This is a genomic window from Mesorhizobium maamorense (genome assembly GCF_044998965.1).
GTDB lineage: Bacteria > Pseudomonadota > Alphaproteobacteria > Rhizobiales > Rhizobiaceae > Mesorhizobium.
Window position 1 is genome coordinate 4,720,133 of record NZ_CP173356.1, and the last position, 20,799, is coordinate 4,740,931.

General features: G+C 64.1%; 17 protein-coding genes and 2 pseudogenes. 3 read left to right on the forward strand and 16 right to left on the reverse strand.

The genetic code is table 11. The annotated features are described in order from the left end of the window. Window positions 1-204 precede the first annotated feature (204 nt). Window positions 205-2,007, forward strand: a complete 1,803-nt coding sequence (locus ACIU1A_RS23585; RefSeq protein WP_404925409.1) for a cation:proton antiporter — start codon at window positions 205-207, stop codon at window positions 2,005-2,007. Between the two features lie 104 nt (window positions 2,008-2,111). Here ACIU1A_RS23585 and ACIU1A_RS23590 read toward each other — a convergent pair whose 3' ends face one another. Next, a complete protein-coding gene (locus tag ACIU1A_RS23590) occupies window positions 2,112-2,549 on the reverse strand; it encodes a VOC family protein (RefSeq protein ID WP_404925410.1) in 438 nt (145 codons plus the stop codon). Between the two features lie 91 nt (window positions 2,550-2,640). Further along, window positions 2,641-3,430 (reverse strand): annotated as a pseudogene (locus ACIU1A_RS23595) (AraC family transcriptional regulator). Window positions 3,431-3,573: 143 nt separating this feature from the next. On the opposite strand from ACIU1A_RS23595, the gene ACIU1A_RS23600 reads away from it, so the two are divergent. Then, the gene (locus ACIU1A_RS23600; protein WP_404925411.1) at window positions 3,574-4,494 is read left to right on the forward strand and encodes a zinc-binding dehydrogenase; all 921 of its coding nucleotides are present in this window, start codon (window positions 3,574-3,576) and stop codon (window positions 4,492-4,494) included. A 27-nt stretch (window positions 4,495-4,521) separates the two neighbouring features. On the opposite strand, the gene ACIU1A_RS23605 is transcribed toward ACIU1A_RS23600, so the two are convergent. The 7 genes from ACIU1A_RS23605 to ACIU1A_RS23635 form a co-directional block, all read right to left on the reverse strand. Then, on the reverse strand, window positions 4,522-5,274 hold the full coding sequence (locus tag ACIU1A_RS23605; protein WP_140500256.1) for an SDR family NAD(P)-dependent oxidoreductase: 753 nt from the start codon (window positions 5,272-5,274) through the stop codon (window positions 4,522-4,524). 50 nt (window positions 5,275-5,324) lie between these two features. Next, entirely contained in the window at window positions 5,325-7,589 is a 2,265-nt protein-coding gene (locus ACIU1A_RS23610; protein WP_404925412.1) for a transglycosylase domain-containing protein, read from the reverse strand. Window positions 7,590-7,726: 137 nt separating this feature from the next. Then, window positions 7,727-7,873, reverse strand: a complete 147-nt coding sequence (locus tag ACIU1A_RS23615) for a hypothetical protein (protein ID WP_140500260.1) — start codon at window positions 7,871-7,873, stop codon at window positions 7,727-7,729. Between the two features lie 23 nt (window positions 7,874-7,896). Beyond that, entirely contained in the window at window positions 7,897-8,151 is a 255-nt protein-coding gene (locus ACIU1A_RS23620; protein WP_140500262.1) for a GlsB/YeaQ/YmgE family stress response membrane protein, read from the reverse strand. Between the two features lie 110 nt (window positions 8,152-8,261). After that, a complete protein-coding gene (locus tag ACIU1A_RS23625; protein WP_140522542.1) occupies window positions 8,262-8,465 on the reverse strand; it encodes a hypothetical protein in 204 nt (67 codons plus the stop codon). An 83-nt stretch (window positions 8,466-8,548) separates the two neighbouring features. After that, a complete protein-coding gene (locus ACIU1A_RS23630; RefSeq protein ID WP_404925413.1) occupies window positions 8,549-9,169 on the reverse strand; it encodes a ribonuclease D in 621 nt (206 codons plus the stop codon). A 148-nt stretch (window positions 9,170-9,317) separates the two neighbouring features. Further along, window positions 9,318-10,715, reverse strand: a complete 1,398-nt coding sequence (locus tag ACIU1A_RS23635) for a M20/M25/M40 family metallo-hydrolase (protein ID WP_404928006.1) — start codon at window positions 10,713-10,715, stop codon at window positions 9,318-9,320. A 459-nt stretch (window positions 10,716-11,174) separates the two neighbouring features. Between ACIU1A_RS23635 and polA the strand changes: the two are divergent. Continuing rightward, window positions 11,175-14,128 (forward strand): annotated as a pseudogene (gene polA / locus ACIU1A_RS23640) (DNA polymerase I). A 39-nt stretch (window positions 14,129-14,167) separates the two neighbouring features. On the opposite strand, the gene ACIU1A_RS23645 reads toward polA, so the two are convergent. The 7 genes from ACIU1A_RS23645 to ACIU1A_RS23675 form a co-directional block, all read right to left on the reverse strand. Continuing rightward, window positions 14,168-14,572 carry a Fur family transcriptional regulator gene (locus ACIU1A_RS23645; RefSeq protein WP_140500273.1) on the reverse strand — a complete coding sequence of 135 codons (405 nt, stop codon included), beginning with the start codon at window positions 14,570-14,572 and terminating at the stop codon, window positions 14,168-14,170. A gap of 183 nt (window positions 14,573-14,755) precedes the next feature. Further along, entirely contained in the window at window positions 14,756-15,802 is a 1,047-nt protein-coding gene (gene mgrA / locus ACIU1A_RS23650) for an L-glyceraldehyde 3-phosphate reductase (protein WP_140560237.1), read from the reverse strand. A gap of 134 nt (window positions 15,803-15,936) precedes the next feature. Then, window positions 15,937-17,079 (reverse strand): Gfo/Idh/MocA family protein, encoded by a 1,143-nt coding sequence (locus ACIU1A_RS23655; RefSeq protein ID WP_404925414.1) that lies wholly within the window; start codon window positions 17,077-17,079, stop codon window positions 15,937-15,939. An 11-nt stretch (window positions 17,080-17,090) separates the two neighbouring features. Beyond that, entirely contained in the window at window positions 17,091-17,837 is a 747-nt protein-coding gene (locus tag ACIU1A_RS23660) for a sugar phosphate isomerase/epimerase family protein (RefSeq protein WP_404925415.1), read from the reverse strand. Window positions 17,838-17,876: 39 nt separating this feature from the next. Further along, window positions 17,877-18,977 carry an ABC transporter ATP-binding protein gene (locus ACIU1A_RS23665; RefSeq protein ID WP_404925416.1) on the reverse strand — a complete coding sequence of 367 codons (1,101 nt, stop codon included), beginning with the start codon at window positions 18,975-18,977 and terminating at the stop codon, window positions 17,877-17,879. Further along, window positions 18,977-19,912, reverse strand: coding sequence for a carbohydrate ABC transporter permease (locus tag ACIU1A_RS23670; protein ID WP_404925417.1), 936 nt, complete (start codon window positions 19,910-19,912; stop codon window positions 18,977-18,979). Before ACIU1A_RS23670 ends, ACIU1A_RS23665 begins: the two co-directional genes overlap by 1 nt. Further along, window positions 19,905-20,798 (reverse strand): carbohydrate ABC transporter permease, encoded by an 894-nt coding sequence (locus ACIU1A_RS23675; protein ID WP_404925418.1) that lies wholly within the window; start codon window positions 20,796-20,798, stop codon window positions 19,905-19,907. Before ACIU1A_RS23675 ends, ACIU1A_RS23670 begins: the two co-directional genes overlap by 8 nt. Between the last annotated feature and the right edge of the window lies 1 nt (window position 20,799).

Consider the following 20,799-nt stretch of genomic DNA (forward strand, 5'->3'; position numbering starts at 1 on the left):
CGAGCGCCGCCGTTGCGGCGCATGATTTCGGCTGACCTCGAATTCCGGCTTGCTTGCCCACCGGCGAGGTATTTGTCGCTTCACCGGCAATTCCCGGTTTTGCGGGGTTGCGTGGCCGACACCCAATCCACCATATTGCAAACAGGCGGCGGCTTCGGGCGGCGCATATCCTGCATCGCTGGCTTGAAAGGCGCTCCATAGACAATGCCGCATGACACTCCCCTTATCGCCACCATCGTAGCCGGTCTGGGGCTCGCTTTCGTCTTCGGCGCTCTCGCCAACCGCTTCCGCATTCCGCCGCTGGTCGGCTATCTCGTGGCCGGCGTGCTGGTTGGGCCGAACACGCCCGGTTTCGTCGCTGACGCCGGCCTTGCCAATGAGCTCGCCGAAATCGGCGTCATCCTGTTGATGTTCGGCGTCGGCCTGCATTTTTCGCTGAAGGATCTCCTGTCGGTCCGCGCCATCGCCGTGCCCGGCGCCATCGTCCAGATCGGCTTTGCCACGGCACTCGGCGCGGGGCTTTCCTGGATGCTCGGCTGGTCGGCGGGAGCAGGACTGGTCTTCGGCCTGGCGCTGTCGGTGGCCTCGACCGTGGTGCTGCTGCGCGCCCTGCAGGAGCGCCGCCTGATCGAGACCGAGCGCGGCCGCATTGCCGTCGGCTGGCTGATCGTCGAGGACCTGGCCATGGTGCTGGCCCTGGTGCTTTTGCCAGCGCTTGCCGGCGTGCTTGGCGGCCAGGAGCAGGCGGATGCCCATGCGAGCGGCCTGCTGTCGCTGCCCGCGAGCTACGGCATCTGGGGTGTCGTCGGCATCACGCTGGCCAAGGTCGCCGCTTTCGTCATCGTCATGCTGGTGGTAGGCCGCCGCGTCATTCCCTGGATCCTGCACTATGTCGCCCATACCGGCTCGCGCGAGCTGTTTCGGCTTTCGGTGCTGGCGATAGCGCTTGGCGTCGCCTTCGGCGCGGCCAAGCTGTTCGGCGTCTCGCTGGCACTGGGCGCTTTCTTCGCCGGCATGATCATGAGCGAGTCCGAACTCAGCCACCGCGCCGCGGAGGAATCGCTGCCGTTGCGCGATGCCTTCTCGGTGCTGTTCTTCGTCTCGGTCGGTATGCTGTTCGACCCGTTCAGCCTGTTCAGCAACGGCTTGCCGATTCTGGCAACGCTCGCCATCATCGTCGTCGGCAAGTCGCTGGCGGCCTTCCTCATCGTCGTCGCCTTCGGTTATCCCCTGGCGACGGCGCTGATGATTTCGGCGAGCCTTGCCCAGATCGGCGAGTTCTCCTTCATCCTGGCCGAACTCGGCGTCGGGCTGAAACTGCTGCCCGAACAAGGGCGCGATCTCATCCTGGCGGGCGCCATCCTGTCGATCGTGCTCAACCCGGTGATGTTCCTGGTCATCGACTGGATGAAGCCATGGCTCGAGGCCCGCGCCGCCAGGACGGCGCCGCCTGTGGAGCCCAAACCGGTCGGCCCGGCGACGGAGCCCGGCCAGGTGGCTTCCGTCGCCTCGGCGGCGAAGCAGGAAGATGGGCCGCCGCCAAGAACAGCCCTCAGCGGCCACGCGATCCTGATCGGTTACGGCCGTGTCGGCAGTCTCGTCGGCGCTGCGTTGAAGGAAGCCGCGCTGCCCTTCCTGGTGGTCGAGGATGCCGACAAGACACTGGTGAAGCTCAGGGCCGAGGGCATCGAGACCGTGGCCGGCAACGCCGCCAATGCCGAAGTGTTTGCAGCCGCCAATCCCGAAGGCGCAAAACGGCTGATCCTGGCCATCCCCAATGCCTTCGAGGCCGGTCAGATCGTGCTGCGTGCGCGCGCCGCCAATCCCGCCATCAATGTCGTCGCCCGCGCCCATTCCGATGCCGAGGTCGAGCATCTCAAGGGGCTCGGCGCCGATACGGTGATCATGGGCGAACGCGAGATCGCGCGCGGCATCGTGGAAGAGGTGCTTGGTCACAAGCCGCGGGCGGCTGAACCGTCCGCCTACGCGGAACTAGTCCGTGCTTAGCGAGAACGCGGCCTACCGTGGAGGGCTGGACCTCGAACAGGTGGGGCGGCCTTGGACGCGCCGGCTGACATCGGTCACTCCTGCCATTTGTCTTCGTATCGCGCTCAACCGAGTTCTTGGGCGAGTCCGATGAGCAATCCCTCAGGCCCACGGATGTAGCAGAGCCGATACACGTCTTTATACTGGACTACTTCGCCTACGAGCTGCGCGCCGCGCGTGCGGAGCCTTTCAAGCGTCTCGTCGATGTCATCCACGGTGAACATGACGCGCAGGTACCCTAGGGCGTTGACCGGGGCGTTCCGGTGATCTGCGACGACAGGCGGCCTGAGGAACCGGGAGAGCTCGAGCCGGCTATGGCCGTCCGGTGTGCGCATCATGGCAATCTCGACATGCTGATCGCCCAGTCCGGTGACACGTCCGGCCCATTCTCCTTCGATCGTGGCCCGTCCTTCGAGCTCGAGGCCGAGTTCGCGAAAGAAATCAACCGCGTCTCCGAGGTCTTCGACGACGATTCCTACGTTGTCCATTCGCTTGAGCGCCATGTTTCCAATCTCCAAGGTGTCGTTCGAATCTACAAGGCGTCGCCTGGTCCAACAATGTATGCTCGAGGTGCTCCGCCTGGAGCCAGGTTGATCACGCCACGAAGGCAGAGCCGCCATTTTGCGCGACGCTGCCGAGGTATTTTGCCGGCGGCTTGCCAAGCGAAGGCGGTGACGGAATCATAGCCGAGATCGCCGGAGACCTGCTGCACGCTCGCACCGGAGGCCAGTTCTCGAATTGCGACGATCAGATGCAACTGCTGGCGCCAGCGTCCGAAGTTTAGGCCAGTCTCCTTCACGACGAGACGGGCGAGACTGCTCTCGCTGAGCGCAACCCGGCTGGCCCATTGCGACAATGTGCTGCGGTCGGCGGGATCCTGCGCCAACGCTTCGGCGATCCGCCTCAATCGCGGCTCGGATGAGATCGGCAGATGCAGCCGCTGGACAGGCATGCGCGGCAGCTCGGCAAGCAGCGTCATGATCAAAAGCGCATCCCTCGCCTCATCATCCCCCACGCCATCGGACAGTTCGATGATCAGTTCGCGCAGCAGCGGCGAGACCGAAAGGGTGCAGCACCGGTCCGGCAATTCGGCGGCTCCCGGCTCGATGTAGACGAAGAAGATCCGGGCGTTGGCGGTCGCGATATTGCTGTGCTCCATGTCGCCGGGAATCCACACCCCGCAATGCGGCGGCACCATCCACAGGCCGCTCGGGACGCGGCATGTAACGCCACCGCTTAGCGCGAAGACGAGTTGGCCTTTGCGATGCCGATGGGAGGGGACTTCGGCCCTGGTTTCGGTAACGTCGACGCGCACGGCGATTGCCGGTGCGAGGACGTCATCCACATTGAAATCGAGCCACGGGTAGCGAAGAGGTTGTCTCATGATTGACGGCTTTTAGCGATTAAACGCCAGGATAGCTAAATTCCTCAAGTTGGGAAGTCGATAGGTTCCAGCTTGCCTATGCACCCGGTTGATCAGGATGCCACCGCGCTTTGCGTCCACAAACCAGCAGGAAGGTACGTCCCATGCGCGCCCTAGTCATGTCTTCCGACAGCCCCACCGGACTGACGCTTGCCGAGGTTGAGGACCCTCGGCCTCTCGCAAACGAGGCGCTTGTCTCGGTCCATGCAACCTCGTTGAATCGCGGCGAATTGCGCCTGCTCACCATACGCCCGGACGGCTGGATACCCGGCCAGGACATCGTCGGGATCGTCGAACGGCGAGCGGCCGACGGCTCCGGGCCAGCCGTGGGCTCCCGGGTCGCGGCTCTGGTGGACCAAGCCGGCTGGGCCGAACGCGTCGCGGTTTCGACCGACCGCCTCGCCGTCCTGCCGGATGACGTCAGCTTCGTTTCCGCGGCTACGCTTCCGGTCGCGGGCACCACCGCGCTCAGGACTTTGCGCCATGGCGGCGACCTTGCCGGCCAACGGGTCCTGATCACCGGCGCAAGCGGTGCGGTCGGCCGTTTCCAGATCCAGATCGCGCGCGAACAGGGCGCGAGCGTGACCGCGGTCGCGGCCTCCCGGCATGGCGAGGATCTCCGCCGCCTGGGTGCCGGGCAAGTCGTCGAGTCGATCGAACTGGCTGAGGGGGCGTTCTCGCTGATCACCGAGTCGGTCGGCGGCCAAAGCCTCGCCCACGCGATCGAACGCGTCGCTCCTGGCGGGACGATCGTCATGTTCGGCTCGAGCAGTGGCGAACTCACGCCAATTGGGTTCCGCCAGTTCGTTCCGGGTCACGAGGGGGCGAGGCTTCAGACTTTCGCCTACTACACGTCTGGCGCGGGCATTGGCTCGGACATCGCCTCGCTGCTCGCTCTCGTTGCGGCCGGCCGGCTGGAAACCCGCGTCGCCCTGACCATGCCATGGACCGACATCGCCCAAGCCCTGGACGCTCTGCGACAGCGCAGCTTCAGCGGCAAGGCCGTTCTCACCATGACCGGATGAACGATCCCTAGGCTGAGACCTGCCCCATCACACGTGCTGGCCGCCATTGATGTGGATTTCCGAGCCGGTCACATAAGACGCCTGCCCGGAGCACAGGAAGAAGATGATGTCGGCGACCTCGGCCGTGGTGCCCAGCCGCCTGAGCGGAATGGTCTCGACGATCTTGTCCGTGCCCGGCGACAGGATCGCGGTGTCGATTTCGCCCGGCGCAATGGCGTTGACGCGGATCCCGTGCGGGCCGAAATCATGCGCCATCTCGCGCGTCAGCGAGCCGAGCGCCGCCTTCGATGTCGCATAGGCGGTGCCGGCGAAGGGGTGCACCCGGGTGCCGGCGATCGAGGTGACGTTGACGATCGACCCTTTCGCCGATGCCAGTTCCTTGAACAGCCCGCGCGCCAGCATGATCGGCGCGAAGAAATTGACCTGGAACACGTCGCGCCAGACATGCATCGGCGTGTCGATGGAGTTCATGCGGCTGTTGCCGTCCTTGAGCTTTGGCGAAATGCCGGCATTGTTGACCAGCGCGTGCAGCTGCCCGCCATGCGCCTCGAGCCGGTGGCGGATTTCGGAGACGGCGATGCCGACATCCTCCTGGTCGGCGAGATCGACCTTGATGTGGTCCTCGGGCCCGGCCGGCCACGGGCAATCCTCGGCAAACGCCTGGCGCGAGCAGGTGATGACGCGCCAGCCCTCGCGCGAGAAACGCTTGACCGTGGCATGGCCGATGCCACGGCTGGCGCCGGTCAGCACAATGGTCTTCCTGGTGTCGATCTCTGCCATGTCGGGAGGTGTAGCCGAACGGTGTGGCGCTGGCGAGAGGCGAGTTGCCGCTAGCCTCCGCCGAGAATGTCGAGGATCGACGTCTGCCGCTTCTTGAGCGGACCGCCGACACTGCCCGGCGGCACCGGATGTCCGACCGAGGCGGTGGTTCCGGAGTCGCCCGGCATATCGAAACCGTCGGCGTCGACCGTCTGGGCCGGGCGGGGCGCGCGAACCGGCGCTGGCTGCGCCGCGACGGCAGCGGGCGCCGACTGGCCGACAGGCGCTTGCGGCTTCGGAGCCGGCTGTGTCGCATCGGCCGACGGGATTTCGTCCGGCACGATCCTATCGGCCGGCGTCGACTTCCAGGTACCAGGCAGCGGCCGCAAGGGCACGCCCTCATGCGCGGCGACCATGAACTCGTGCCAGGCCTGCGCCGGCAGCGCGCCGCCGGTGACCTTCTTCATCGGGCTGCCGTCGTCATTGCCGAACCATACGCCGGTGGTGAGATTGGCGGTGTAGCCGACGAACCAGGCGTCGCGCGAATTCTGGCTGGTGCCGGTCTTGCCGGCCGACGGCCAGGTGAAGGCCGCCTTCCTGGCCGTGCCGATCTCCACCGTCCCGGTCATCATCGAGTTCATCATGCCGACGATCTCGGGCTTCACAACGCGCGGCGCGCTGCCGCTGCCGGCGTCGTACAGCACCTTGCCCTCGGCTGATGTCACGCGGCGGATGAAATGGATGTCCGGCTTGTAGCCGCCATTGGCGAAAGGCACATAGGCCGAGGTCAGCTCCAGCGGCGTCACTTCCGACGTGCCGAGCGCGATCGAGGTGTTGGCCTGCAAATCGGACTGGATGCCCATGCGATGCGCCGCCTCGACCACTGCGTCCGGCCCCACTTCCATGGTCAGCTGGGCCGCCACCGAGTTCAGCGACTTCGCCAAGGCGGTTGCCAGCGTCACCTTCCCGAAATACTTGCCGCCGTAATTGTCGGGTGTCCATTTGCCGATCTTGATCGGCGCATCGTTGCGCACGCTGTCGGGCGTGCGGCCGGCCTCGAGGGCGGCCATGTAGACGAACGGCTTGAACGCCGAACCGGGCTGCCGGCGCGCTTCCGAGGCGCGGTCGAACTGGCTGGTCGAATAATCGTAGCCGCCGACCATGGCACGCACCGCGCCCGAATCGTCGATCGACACCAGCGCGCCCTGGGTGACGTTGAGCTTCTTGCCGCTTTCGTCGATCAGCCGGCGGATCGATTGTTCCGCGAGCTTCTGCAGGTTCAGGTCGACGGTGGAATCGATGACGATGTCGCCGCGCACGTCGCCGATCAGATCGGGCAGCTCTTCCATGATGGTGTCGGCGACGTAGTTTTCCGAGCCTGTCCAGTAGGACGGCGCGCGCGTCGCCGGCGCGCTCATCGCCGTGGTCAGTTCCTTGGCGCTGATCTTGCCTTCGTCGCGCATAGCGGCGAGCACCAGCTGCGCGCGGTCCTCGGCGGCCTTGGGATCGCGCGCCGGCGACAGTCGCGACGGCGCCTTCAGGAGACCGGCAAGCAGCGCCGCCTCCGACAAGGTGACGTCGCGCGCGCTCTTGCCGAAATAACGGCGCGAGGCCGCTTCGACGCCATAGGCGCCCGAGCCGAAATAGACCCGGTTGAGGTACATTTCGAGGATCTGGTCCTTGGTGTGCTTGTGCTCCAGCCACAGCGCCAGCAGCACCTCCTGCACCTTGCGCTCCAGCGTACGGTCCGGCGTCAGGAACAGGTTCTTGGCCAGTTGCTGCGTCAGCGTCGAACCGCCTTGCGAGAAATGCCCGCCGGCGAGGTTGGCGACCATGGCGCGCGACAGGCCGATCGGATCGACGCCGAAATGCGAATAGAAGCGGCGGTCCTCGATGGCGATGACCGCCTCGGGGATGTAGGGCGACATTTCGTGCAGGCCGACCGCCTCGCCGCCGCTCATGCCGCGATTGGCGAGCAGCTGGCCGTCGGCGGAGACGATCTTGATGTTGGGCGCGCGATCGGGGATCGACCAGGTCGTGGCCGCCGGCATCTTGGCGCCGTAGTAGACGACGACTCCGGCCACCGCGATGCCGCCCCAGATGGCCAGCACGAAGCACCAGTAGACCAGCCGGCCGAGCACGCCGAACAGGCCGCGCCGGCTTCGGTCGCGCCTGGCACGCGACGATTTTGCCTTCGGCGGTTTGCGTTTGGCGGAGGCTTTGCGGTTGCTGGGCACGACGCGATCCTCCTCGCTCACCGAAAGACCGGTCTGGGATCTCGCTTGTGGCGGTCCCTCGAAACTGGGTTCGATGCGGCTGTCTCTGCGGTTCGCCATGCGCTGCGCTTGATATCCCGATGCCTATGGCGTTCGGGTTGCAGAGTAGATGCGGCGGTTTAAAGGCGGGTTAAATCCGGCAGGCAGCGATAGTCAGGCGTGGGGAGCAATGCGGAGCCGGCAAGCCCGGGCTCCGTTCAGTTCTGCTGGATCGAGATGCCCTTGTCGTCGATCTTGAGCTCCACGCCTTTCGGCTTGGTCTGTTCGCGGTAGACGTAGACGCCGAGCGCGATGACCACGACGACGAGCGCGCCAATGACGAGATAAAGCGTATTCTGTTTCATGGCGCGCTCCTCGGTGCCCGGCCTCAGGCTCGCTTCAGGACCCTGACCAGGATCAGCAGGATGATGGCGCCGATCGTGGCGTGGATGATCGAGGCGAGGATGCCGCCGCCGATGGACAAGCCGATCCGCGGGAACAGCCAGCCCGCGATGAACGCGCCGATGATGCCGACGATGATGTTGCCGATCAGGCCGAAGCCGAAACCGGAGACGATGAGACCGGCGAGCCAGCCGGCGATGGCACCGATGATGATGAAGACGAGCAGGCTTTCGACGCCCATGGCGATTTCCCTCCGAGCAAGAGGCGAGCGCGGAGCGGAAAGCCCCGAATCGGCCTCGATATCAACGGCTTCAGGCTATGCGAAAGCGGCCGGCCTCGCCAGCGGCCTGCTCATTGGTCGCCGTCGTCGCTCGCGGCGGGCCGCCAGCTCGTCGGCTCGACCTTCTTCTGCGTATCGCTGTCGATGTAGACCCACCAGCCGCCGTCCCGGTATTGCGCGATGGATTCGTTGAGCACGCCGTCGCCGTCCTTCCAGGTCACGGTGACCTTGGAACCGTCGGTGGGCGCGGTCGATATGGGCTTCCTGTCCGTCATGTCATCCCTCTTTTCGGGCCGACGGAACACGGCGGCCAGCATCTGGTCCCGGACGGAACATCGGCGGCAGCGCCGCGACGCCGTCAGCTATGAGCGAAAATATCCTCTTCGTCCCAGCCCATGAGGTCAAGCTTGGCGCGTGTCGGCAGGAAGCGGAAACAGGCGTCGGCCTCTTTCGTGCGATCCTCGCGCGCCAGCCGCGCCGCCAGCACGTCGCGCAGCCGGTGCAGATAGAGCACGTCGGATGCGGCGTATTCGAGTTGTTCGGGCGACAGCGTTTCGGCCGCCCAGTCCGACGATTGCTGCGCCTTGGACAGGCCGACGCCCAGAAGCTCGAAGCAGATGTCTTTGAGACCATGCCGGTCGGTGTAGGTGCGGGTCAGCCGCGAGGCGATCTTGGTGCAGAATACCGGCTCGGGCATCACACCGAACGCATGGTAGAGCACGGCAAGGTCGAAGCGCCCATAGTGGAACAGCTTGGTCACGCTGTGGTTTCCCAAGAGCTTGACGAGGTTCGGCGCTTCCTTTTGGCCCGGCGCGACCTGGATGACGTCGGCGCTGCCGTCGCCGGGTGAAATCTGCACCACGCACAACCGGTCGCGATGCGGGTTCAGTCCCAGCGTTTCCGTATCGATGGCAACCGCCCCGACATTGTAGCGGGACAGGTCGGGCAGATCGTTTTTGTGGAAACGGATATCGCTCATCGTCTTCTCCGGGGTCGCGCTTTCGGCATCGCGCATCCATCGAGCGGACGCGCGCGCTCCAGCACGTTGCGCTGGCAACCCGTCCTTGCCGTGATCGGCGGAAAAATCAACATAAACTTGATTTTCCCGCCTTTCGTGAGTTCCCGGCTCAGCGCGTGAGCGCGTCCAGAATGCGCGCCCAGGAGCGCTGGCCCTTGTGGAAGGAACTCAACTCGTACTTTTCATTGGGCGAGTGGATGCGGTCGTCGTCGAGGCCGAAACCGACCAGCAGCGATTCCATGCCGAGATAGGTCTGGAAGTCGCCGACCACGGGGATCGAGCCGCCGCCGCCGATTGTCACCGCCGGCTTCGGCCATTCGTCCGACAACGCCGTCTTGGCCTTGGCCAGGAACGGCGAATCGTAGGAAAGCTGGATCGCCGGCGAGCCGCCATGCGGGTGGAACTCCACCGAACAGTCGGCCGGAATGCGCTCCTTGACGAATTGCTGGAAGGCGGCGCGGATCTTCCTGGGATCCTGCTTGTGGACGAGGCGGAAAGATACTTTCGCCGAGGCCTGCGCCGCAATCACCGTCTTGAAGCCCTTGCCGGTATAGCCGCCGGTGATGCCGTTGAACTCGGCCGTCGGCCGTGCCCAGGTGAGTTCCAGCAGCGAGCGGCCCTTTTCGCCCGACGGGATCGAAAGGCCGACGGGGCCAAGGAACGTCTCGGCCGTTTCGCCCAGCGTTTCCCATGATTTCAGGATCTGCGACGGCGTTTCCTCGACGCCGTCATAGAAGCCCGGGATGGTGATATGGCCGTCCTTGTCGTGAATGTCGGCCAGCACCTTGGCCAGGATGCGGATCGGGTTGGCAGCGGCGCCGCCATAGAGACCCGAATGCAGGTCGCGGTCGGCGGCCTTCACGGTGATCTCCTCGCCCACCAGCCCGCGCAGCCCCACGCAGATCGACGGCGTGTCGCGGTCCCACATGCTGGTATCGCAGACCAGCGCGAAATCAGCCTTGAGTTCATCGGCATTGGCTTCGAGGAAGGGCTTCAGCGACGGCGAGCCCGACTCCTCCTCGCCCTCGAACAGGATGGTGATGCGGCACGGCAGATTGCCATGCACCTGCTTCCAGGCCCGGCAAGCCTCGACGAAGGTCATCAACTGACCCTTGTCGTCGGCCGAGCCGCGCCCGGTGATCACCTTGTGGCCGGGCTCGATCTCCTTGACCGCCGGCGCGAACGGGTCGTTTTCCCAAAGCTCGATCGGATCGACCGGCTGTACGTCATAGTGGCCATAGAACAGCACATGCGGTGAACCGGCCGGCCCATCATGATGCGCAACCACCATCGGGTGGCCGGGCGTGTCGCGCACGCTGGCGTCGAAGCCGATCACCTTGAGTTCTTCCACCAGCCATTCAGCCGCCTTGCGGCAATCGGCGGCATAGGCCGGATCGGTGGAGATTGACCTGATCCGGAGCAGACCGAAGAGGCGCTCCAGGCTCTGGTCGAGATTCTTGTCGAGACGGTCGAGAACGGGGAAATTGACATTGGCGAGCCTTTCGATTCAGTGCCGGAACCGTAAAGGCAGAGCGGGCAAACGAAAAGCCCGGGACCATTGGACCACGGGCTCAAGCGCGTATTCGAAACAAAAAAGACCGCCGTGGTGGAGGGGAAACCACGGCGGCCCTTCTACTCGAAACGATGCGGCAGCCCGGAGAGGGGGGGATAGGCTGCCGCAGGTGTCCGGGATAGGCGGGGGACGGGCCTTGCTCCGGACGTCGGCGAAAATTGCCGATGCCATTTATCTGTGTCCTCGAACGTGGCGATTCAAGGGCACGAATATTACACTTTTGTAACATGGCCGTGAGCTGCCGTTGGACGGACGGAGCCAGGCAGTCCCGCGGGCGAAAATAATGCCGATTTCACCTCTTTCCAACCAACCTGTCGCCTGCCTGTCAGGGTGTTGCTGGAAGCGGTGCCTTTGGCATGGACCAAGCCGCCGCGCCGCGCTATCCCTGCCCGCATGAAAAAAGGCGATCATCTCTTTCTTGTCGACGGCTCCGGCTACATCTTCCGTGCCTATCACGCGCTGCCGCCGCTGACCCGCAAGTCCGACGGCCTGCCGGTCGGCGCCGTGTCCGGCTTCTGCAACATGTTGTGGAAGCTGATGCAGGATGCGCGTAACACCGATGTCGGCATCGTGCCGACGCATTTCGCGGTCATTTTCGACTATTCGTCGAAAACCTTCCGCAACGACCTCTATCCCGAATACAAGGCCAACCGTTCGGCGCCGCCGGAAGACCTGATCCCGCAATTCGGCCTCATCCGTCAGGCGACCAGGGCGTTCAACCTGCCCTGCCTTGAGATGGAAGGGTTCGAGGCCGACGACCTCATCGCCACCTATTGCCGTCTGGCCTGCGAGGCCGGCGGCGACACCACCATTATCTCCTCCGACAAGGACCTGATGCAGTTGGTCGGCCCGACGGTGAGCATGTACGATCCGATGAAGGATCGCCAGATCGGCATTCCCGAGGTCATCGAGAAATGGGGCGTGCCGCCGGAGAAGATGATCGACCTGCAGGCATTGACCGGCGATTCCGTCGACAATGTTCCCGGCGTGCCGGGCATAGGACCGAAGACCGCGGCGCAATTGCTCGAACAGTTCGGTGACCTCGACGGACTGCTTGAGCGCGCCGGCGAGATCAAGCAGGAGAAACGACGCGAATCCATCATCGCCAATGTCGACAAGGCGCGCATCTCGCGCCAGCTGGTGACGTTGAAGAACGATGTGCCGGTGGCCCAGGGGCTGGACGAATTCGTCCTGCACGCGCCGGACGGGCCGAAGCTGATCGGCTTCCTCAAGACCATGGAATTCTCTTCGCTGACCCGCCGCGTGGCGGAAACGACGGGAACCGAGGCAAGCGACGTCCAGGCGATCGCTGTGACGGTCGAACGCGCCGACTCCGCGCATGGGCCCGATGTCGGCGCCGGCGCGCCGGTCGCGCCCAGCGCCGAGGCGAAGCAGGACGGCGAGACGGCCCTGGCCGCAGCCGGCGGCACCAAGGAGGGCAACACCCCCTCGCTTCTGTCGGCGCTTCGCCTGGAGGCCGCCACCGCCCGCAAGATCGACATTTCGGCCTATCAGTGCATCCGCGACGTCGCCAGCCTGAAGGCCTGGGTCGCCGAGGCGCTGGAGACCGGCATCGTCGCCTTCGATGCCCGCGCGACGTCGCCCGATCCGATGCAGGCCGAACTGATCGGCTTGTCGCTGGCGACGGCGCCAGGTCGCGCCGCCTATGTGCCGTTCGCCCACAGGAGCGGAAATGGCGACCTGCTCGGCGGTGGTCCGATCGACAACCAGATCCCTGCTGCGCGAGGCGCTGGCCGTGCTGAAACCGCTGCTCGAGGACAAGTCTGTCCTCAAGATCGCGCAGAACCTGAAATACGATCTCGTCATCATGAGCCGCTACGGTATCGACGTCGGCCCTTTCGACGACACCATGCTGATCTCCTACGTGCTCGATGCCGGCACCTCGCATGGCCACGGCATGGACGCGCTTGCCGAGAAATGGCTGGGCCATAGTCCGCTTCGGCTCAAGGACGTGACCGGCTCCGGAAAGAATTCGGTCGGCTTCGACCAGGTCGATGTCGACAAGGCGACCGCCCATGCGGCCGAGGACGCCGATGTGACGCTCAGGCTCTGGCTGGTGCTGAAGCCGCGGCTCGCCGCCAAGGGCCTGGTGTCGGTCTATGAACGGCTGGAACGGCCGCTGGTGCCGGTGCTGGCGCGCATGGAACAGCGCGGCATCTCGGTCGACCGGCAGATCCTGTCGCGGCTGTCGGGCGAACTGGCGCAGGGCGCAGCCCGGCTCGAGGAAGAAATCTATCAGCTCGTCGGCGAGCGCATCAACATCGGCTCGCCCAAGCAGCTCGGCGATATCCTGTTCGGCCGCATGGGTCTGCCCGGCGGCTCCAAGACCAAGACCGGCCAATGGTCGACCTCGGCGCAGCTTCTGGAAGACCTCGCCGCCGAAGGCCACGAACTGCCGCGCAAGATCGTCGACTGGCGCCAGCTGACCAAGCTGAAATCGACCTACACCGATGCGCTGCCCGGCTTCGTCAACCCGGACACCAAGCGCGTCCACACCTCTCTACGCGCTCGCCGCGACGACGACGGGGCGGCTGTCATCCTCCGACCCGAACCTGCAGAACATCCCGGTGCGCACCGCCGAGGGGCGCAGGATCAGAACGGCCTTCATCGCCGACAAGGGCAACCGCCTGGTTTCGGCCGACTACAGCCAGATCGAATTGCGCGTGCTCGCCCATGTCGCCGAGATCCCGCAATTGCGGCAGGCCTTCGCCGACGGCGCCGACATCCACGCCATCACGGCCTCGGAAATGTTCAACGTGCCCGTGGAGGGCATGCCTTCGGAAGTGCGCCGCCGCGCCAAGGCGATCAATTTCGGCATCATCTACGGCATCTCGGCTTTCGGCCTTGCCAACCAGCTGTCGATCCCGCGCGAGGAGGCCAGCAACTACATCAAAAAATATTTCGAGCGCTTCCCCGGCATCCGCGACTATATCGAAGAGACCAAGGCCTATGCCCGCGAGCACGGTTTCGTCGAAACCATCTTCGGCCGCCGCATCCACTACCCCGAGATCCGGTCTTCCAATCCCTCGATCCGCGCCTTCAACGAGCGCGCCTCGATCAACGCGCGCCTGCAAGGCACCGCCGCCGACATCATCCGCCGCGCCATGGTGCGCATGGACGAGGCGCTGGAGAAGGCCAGGCTTTCGGCCCGCATGCTCTTGCAGGTGCATGACGAGCTGATCTTCGAGACGATCGAGGCGGAAGTGGAGGCGACGATCCCCGTCGTGCGCCATGTCATGGAGAACGCGGCCATGCCGGCGGTGTCGATGTCGGTGCCGCTGCATGTGGACGCTCGAGCGGCGAACAATTGGGACGAGGCGCACTAGCGCCAGGCCGGCATCACCTGAATATCGATACACCTTAGACTAGGCAGCTTGCGCCCGGCACTTGGCACAGGTCCCGCGGAACTCGATCACCGCCTTCTTGGCGGCAAAGCCGGTGGAGCGCACCCATTCGTCCAGCCGGTGACCGACATCATGGTCGGACATTTCGCTCACCTGGCCACATGTGTCGCAGATGGCGAAAGCGGTCATGGAATGGCTGTGATCGTGCGGTTCGACGCAGGCGACGAAGGAATTGAGGCTTTCCAGCCGATGCACGAAGCCGGACTTCACCAGCGTGTCGAGCGCGCGATAGACCTGCAGCGGCGCGCGGAAACCCCGCTCGCGCAGCTGGTCAAGCAAGGTGTAGGCGCTGAGCGGCCCGCTGGCGGCCTCGAGTTTCTCGAGCACGCACAGCTGGTTCTTCGTCAGCACATCCCTTGCCGCCATGATCCTGTTTCCGACCTGCCTTGTGTCACATACGGGCCGTTTCCATATGCAAACGGCCCGTCCCATTCAGATAGCGACGAACCGCTGTCTTTGCTACTCCTCTGTTGAAACGCGCTGGCGCGGCATTCCGCGAATGACAACGGCGGGAGGGCTCCCACCGTTGTCGTTTGCCGGCTCCGATGCCTACTTCCTCGGCGGGCCGTTGCGCTCGGCCGAGGCTGCCCACAGATTGATGTCGGACTCGCGCGCGTAATTGTCGATCTCGGCAAGCTCGGCGTCGCTGAAGTCGGGCGCCTCCAGCGCGCCGACACAGTCCTCCACCTGCTCCGGCCGGCTGGCGCCGATCAGCGCCGATGTCACCTTGCCCTTGCGCAGCACCCACGCCAGCGCCATCTGCGCCAGCGTCTGGCCACGGCGGCCCGCGATCGCGTTCAACGCCTGTATGTTGGCGATGGTGTTGTCGTTGATGAAGGCCGGCCGCAGCGACTTGCCCTGGGAGGCACGGCTGCCCTCGGGGATGCCGCCGAGATATTTGTCGGTCAGCATGCCCTGTGCCAGCGGCGAGAATACGATCGAGCCGACGCCCAGCCCATCAAGCGTATCGAGCAGGCCATCGTCCTCGACCCAGCGGTTCAGCATCGAATAACTCGGCTGATGGATTACGCAAGGCGTGCCGAGCCGCTTCAGTATATCGGCCGCCTCGCGCGTGCGCTGCGAATTGTAGGATGAGATGCCGACATAGAGTGCCTTGCCCGCGCGCACCGCATGGTCGAGCGCGCCCATCGTTTCCTCCAGCGGCGTATCCGGATCGAAGCGGTGCGAATAGAAGATGTCGACATAGTCGAGCCCCATCCGCTTCAGGCTCTGGTCGAGGCTGGCCAGCAAATATTTGCGTCCGCCCCATTGGCCGTAGGGCCCCGCCCACATCTCGTAGCCGGCCTTGGTCGAGATGATGAGTTCGTCGCGGTAGGCGGCGAAGTCGGTGCGCAGCATCTCACCGAACGCAATTTCGGCCGAGCCGGGCGGCGGCCCGTAATTGTTGGCGAGGTCGAAATGCGTGATGCCGAGGTCGAAGGCCTTGCGCACGATCGCCTGCTTGGTCCTGTGCGGCGTGTCGTTGCCGAAATTGTGCCACAGCCCCAGCGAGATCGCCGGCAGCTTCAGGCCGGACCGCCCGCAGCGGTTATAGACCATTTTTTCATAGCGGTTTTCGGCGGCGACATAGGGCATGGGGAAAATCCTCGAAGCTGGATGGACTGGGCACTGTCATCGCGAACGCGACGCGCAGGCCCTGCGCCCCAACCCTTACCCTCTCCCCGCGAAAACGGGGAGAGGGTTCATCAAAATTATCGATAATCCGCGATCTAGTTCTTCTTCGCCATCAGCGCCTTGGCTTCCTTGATGCCGAGCGCGGCTGGACGTTCGCAGGTGGTCTGCATGGCGACGAACTTGCCGGTTTCGCCCGAGCGCAGGATTCCCGTCATGACGTCGACGGCGTGCAGCGCCAGCTCCATCGAGCAGCGGTGCGGCCTGCCCTCGGAGATCGCAATCGCCATGTCGGCGAGGCCGGCGGTGCGATAATTGGCCATCATGCCCTGCGAATGCATCTCATTGGGCACGCCGAACGGATGCTGCCATTTCGGCAGCTTCTTGACCGGCTTGGCCGCTTCGGTGAAGCGCACGTCGTCGCCGAAGAAGTTCGGATCCGGTACGAACACGCTTCCCATCTCGCCATAGAGCTCCATCGGCGCATGGCCATGGCTCCAGACGTCCCAGCTGGTGTTGAGCGTGATCACGGCTCCGTTCTCGAACTCCAGCAGGCCGTGGATGGTTGTCGGCGTGTTGACCGGGATCCTTTCGCCCGCGCGCGGCTTCGAACTGATCGTGCGTTCCTTGGCCGGGGTTGTGGCGAAGGCCGCCACCTGCTTCACCGGTCCGATCAGCTGGATCAGATTGGTGATGTAATACGGCCCGATGTCGAGCACGGGGCCGGCGCCCGGCTGGAAGAAGAAGTCCGGATTGGGGTGCCAGTGCTCCATGCCGTGCCCCATGACATGGCAGGTGCCGCTGGTGATCCTGCCGAGCTTGCCGGTATCGATCAGGTTGCGCACCAACTGATGCGCGCCGCCGAAGAAGGTGTCGGGTGCCGAGCCGATGCGAAGTCCCTTCTTCTCCGCCCGCTTCTTCAAGTCGAGCCCCTCCTTGACCGAAAGCACGAAGGGCTTTTCCGAATAGACATGCTTGCCCGCGTCGAGCACCTGTTTCGACACTTCATAGTGCACGGCCGGAATGGTCAGGTTGACGATGATGTCGATGTCGTCGGCCTTGAGCAGGTCCTCGACCGTCTCGGCGCGCAGCTTGAACTCCTTCGCCCGCGCTTTCGCGGCGTCCATGTTGATATCGGCGCAAGCCCGCATCCTGATGCCGCGAAACAGCGGCGCCAGCGAGAAATATGCCTTCGAGATGTTGCCGCAGCCGATGACGCCGACGCCAAGTTTGTTTGCCATGATGCTTGTTCCTAATAGGCCTTTACGGTTGCGATCGAACGGCGGGCGAAGCGCTCGATGTCATTGGGATTGTCCTGTTCCATGACGAAGTATTTGGCCGCGCTCTTGGCCCGCAGCGCCTCGATCAGGCCGGCCCAGTCGATCGTGCCGTGGCCGACATCCGACCAGCCGTCCTCGTCCAGCCCCTCGCCCGGCCTTGCCATGTCCTTGACGTGGACGGCAACGATGCGCTTGCCGTGCTGTTCGATCCAGGGCAGCGGATCGGCGCCGCCGCGCACCACCCAGGCGACATCCATCTCCCAGCCGATGTCGGGCGCGGAAGCCAGGATGTGAGCCTGTGGCAGCGAGCCGTCGGCGAGCTTCTTGAACTCGAAATCATGATTGTGCCAGGCAAAGCCGTAGCCGGCCTTCTTCGCCGTCTCGCCGACCTTGGCCAGGCGCTCGCCGAAGCCGCGCCAGCCGGCAGCGTCCGAAGGCCTGGACTCAGGCATGAGGTAGGGGCAGATCAAAAGCTTGATGCCGAGCGCTTCAGCTATCCTGCGCACGCCGTCGAAATCCTTCTCCAGCGCATCGATGGAGAAATGCCCGGTCGGCATGGCAAGGCCGTTTTTGTCGAGTTCGGCCCGGAAGGCCTTGGGATTGTCATAGACGCCGCCGAAGCCTTCGACCTCTGTGTAGCCGAGCTTGCCGAGCATCTCGAGCACGCCTTCCCAGGGCTGAAAATTGCGTGCGCTGTAAAGTTGGAATGACCAGTTCATCGTCTTTGTCCGTTCTGCTTGGGGGATGGTTATCGGGCTTTAGATTCGGCTGCCGGTTTGGGCGTCGAAAAGCGAGGCGCGCATCGGGTCGAAGCCCACCGTCACCGCCTCATCGTTCTTGGGCGTGCGTTCTGAGGTGACCCGGACGCTGAAATTCTGCTGCGCAAGTTTCAGCCACACCAGCGTGTCGGACCCCATCGGTTCGACCACCTCGACATTGGCCGCCGTCGAGAACGGCCAGCCCGTGCCGCTGTTCAGGCTGACATGCTCGGGCCTGATGCCGAACACGGCAGGGCCGGCGTCCGGTTGCTTGTCGAATTGATAGGTGCCGAGTGGAACCTTGAGATTATCGGCCCCGAAAAACCAGTCGCCAGCGTGCTTCTCGAGCCTGCCGTCGATGAAGTTCATCGCCGGCGAGCCGAGGAAGCCGGCGACGAACCGGTTGACCGGTTTGTTATAGATGGTCTGCGGCGCGTCGAGTTGCTGGATGACGCCGCCGCGCATGACCGCGATACGGTCGGCCAGCGTCATCGCCTCGATCTGGTCATGCGTGACGTAGATCATGGTATTCTGCAATTTGCGGTGCAAAAGCTTGATCTCGACGCGCAGTTCGGAGCGCAGCTTGGCGTCCAGGTTCGACAGTGGCTCGTCGAACAGGAACACGTCGACGTCGCGCACCAGCGCGCGCCCGATCGCCACGCGTTGGCGCTGGCCGCCGGAGAGCGCCGCGGGCTTGCGCTGCAATAACGGCTCGATCTGCAGGATCTCGGCGGCGCGCGCTATGCGCTTCGCGATCTCGTCCTTGGGCACGCCCGCGACGCGCAGCCCGAAGGATAAGTTCTTCTCCACCGTCATCTGCGGATAGAGTGCGTAGGACTGGAACACCATGCCGATGCCGCGGTCCTTGGGCTCTTCCCAGGTGACGTTCTTGCCCTTGATGAAGATGCGGCCGTCCGAAATGTCGAGCAGTCCGGCGATGCAGTTGAGCAAGGTCGACTTGCCGCAGCCCGAGGGTCCGAGCAGCACTATGAACTCGCCCTCGGCGACGTCGAGGTTGAGCGTCTGCAGCACCGAGACCAAGCCGAAGTTCAGCGACAGGTCCTGGATCGAAACGCTGGTGCCGTTTGCCGCCATCGACATCACCCTTTCACCGCGCCGGCGGCAATGCCGCGCACGAACAATTTGCCGGAAATGAAGTAGACGACCAGCGGCACCAGCCCGGTCAGGATGGTGGCGGCCATGTTGACATTGTATTCCTTCACCCCCTGCACCGAGTTGACGATGTTGTTGAGCTGAACCGTCATCGGATAGGTGTCGGGGCGCGTATAGACGACGCCGAACAGGAAGTCGTTCCAGATGCCGGTCACCTGCAGGATGACGGCGACGACGAAGATCGGCAGCGACATCGGCAACATGATGCGCAGATAGATGCCCCAGAAGCCGGCGCCGTCGACGCGCGCCGCCCGGAACAGTTCCTCCGGCATGGAGGTGAAATAGTTGCGGAACAAGAGCGTCAGGATCGGCATGCCGAAAATGGAATGCACGATCACCAGGCCGCTCAGGCTGCCGTAGAGGCCGATCTCGCGCAGGATGATGACGATCGGATAGATCATTACCTGATAGGGGATGAAGGCGCCGACGATCAGGATGACGAAGAACGTGTCGGCGCCCTTGAAGCGCCAGTTGGCGAGCGCGTAGCCGTTCACCGAGGCGATTGCGATCGACAGGATCACCGAGGGCACGGTGATGCGCACCGAGTTCCAGAAGCCGCGAGAGAGACCGTCGCAGTTGAGACCGGTGCAGGCCTGCGACCATGCCTTGACCCACGGCTCGAACGTGATCTCGACCGGCGGCGAGAAGATGTTGCCGAGACGAATTTCCGGCATGCCCTTGAGCGAGGTGACAACCATCACATAGAGCGGCAGCAGGTAATAGAGCGCCACCACGATGAGCGTGCCGTACAGGAAGATGTTGCGGCGCGACAACATGTGCCGGGGCTTCGGTCCGCTCGGCCCCGAGGCATCGGCGCGAATGGCGGCGTGGGACGCGGCCAGGGAGACGGCATGATCAGACACGCTTGCGGCCTCCGAATTCGAGATAGGCCCACGGCACGATGACGATCATCACCGACAGGAGCATCATGGTCGAGGCGGCAAAACCCTGGCCGAGGTTCTGGGCGAAGAACATGTAGTCGTAGACATATTTGGCTGGCACTTCAGAGGAAATGCCGGGACCGCCGCTGGTCTGCGCGACGACGAGGTCGTAGACCTTGACGATGCCCGACGCGATGATCACCAGCGTGGTTATGAAGACCGGTCGCATCATCGGGATGATGATGAAGAGATAGGTCTTCCAGGTGGGGATGCCGTCCACCCGCGCGGCCTTCCAGATGTCCTCGTCGATGCCGCGCAGGCCGGCCAGCATCAGGCACATGATCAGCCCGGTGCCTTGCCACAGCGCGGCGATCAATATGCCGTAGATGACGATGCTCGAATTGTAGAGCGGATCGAAATTGAAGCTTGTCCAGCCGTGGTCGCGAACCACTCCCTGAATGCCGAAATCGGGATTGAGCAGCCATTGCCAGACGAGGCCGGTGACGATGAAGGAAAGCGCGAAGGGATAGAGAAAGATGGTGCGGAACGTGTCCTCGAAACGGATCTTCTGGTCGAGCAGGGCGGCGAGCAGGAAGCCGATTACCAGCGAGAAGACGAGCGACAGCACGCCGTAGATCAAGAGATTCTCGATCGAGACGAGCCAGCGCGGCGTCGCCCACAGCCGGTAGTACTGGTCGAGCCCGACGAAATGCAGCCGCGGCAGAAGCTTCGAATTGGTGAAGGAATAAAGCACCGTCCAGGCCGTGCCGCCGACAAACACCACCAGCGCGGTGAGGATCATCGGGATCGAGGCGACCTTCGCGTTGAGATTGCGGAAGAGTTGGCTCGGGCGTTCGCTCTTGCTCATC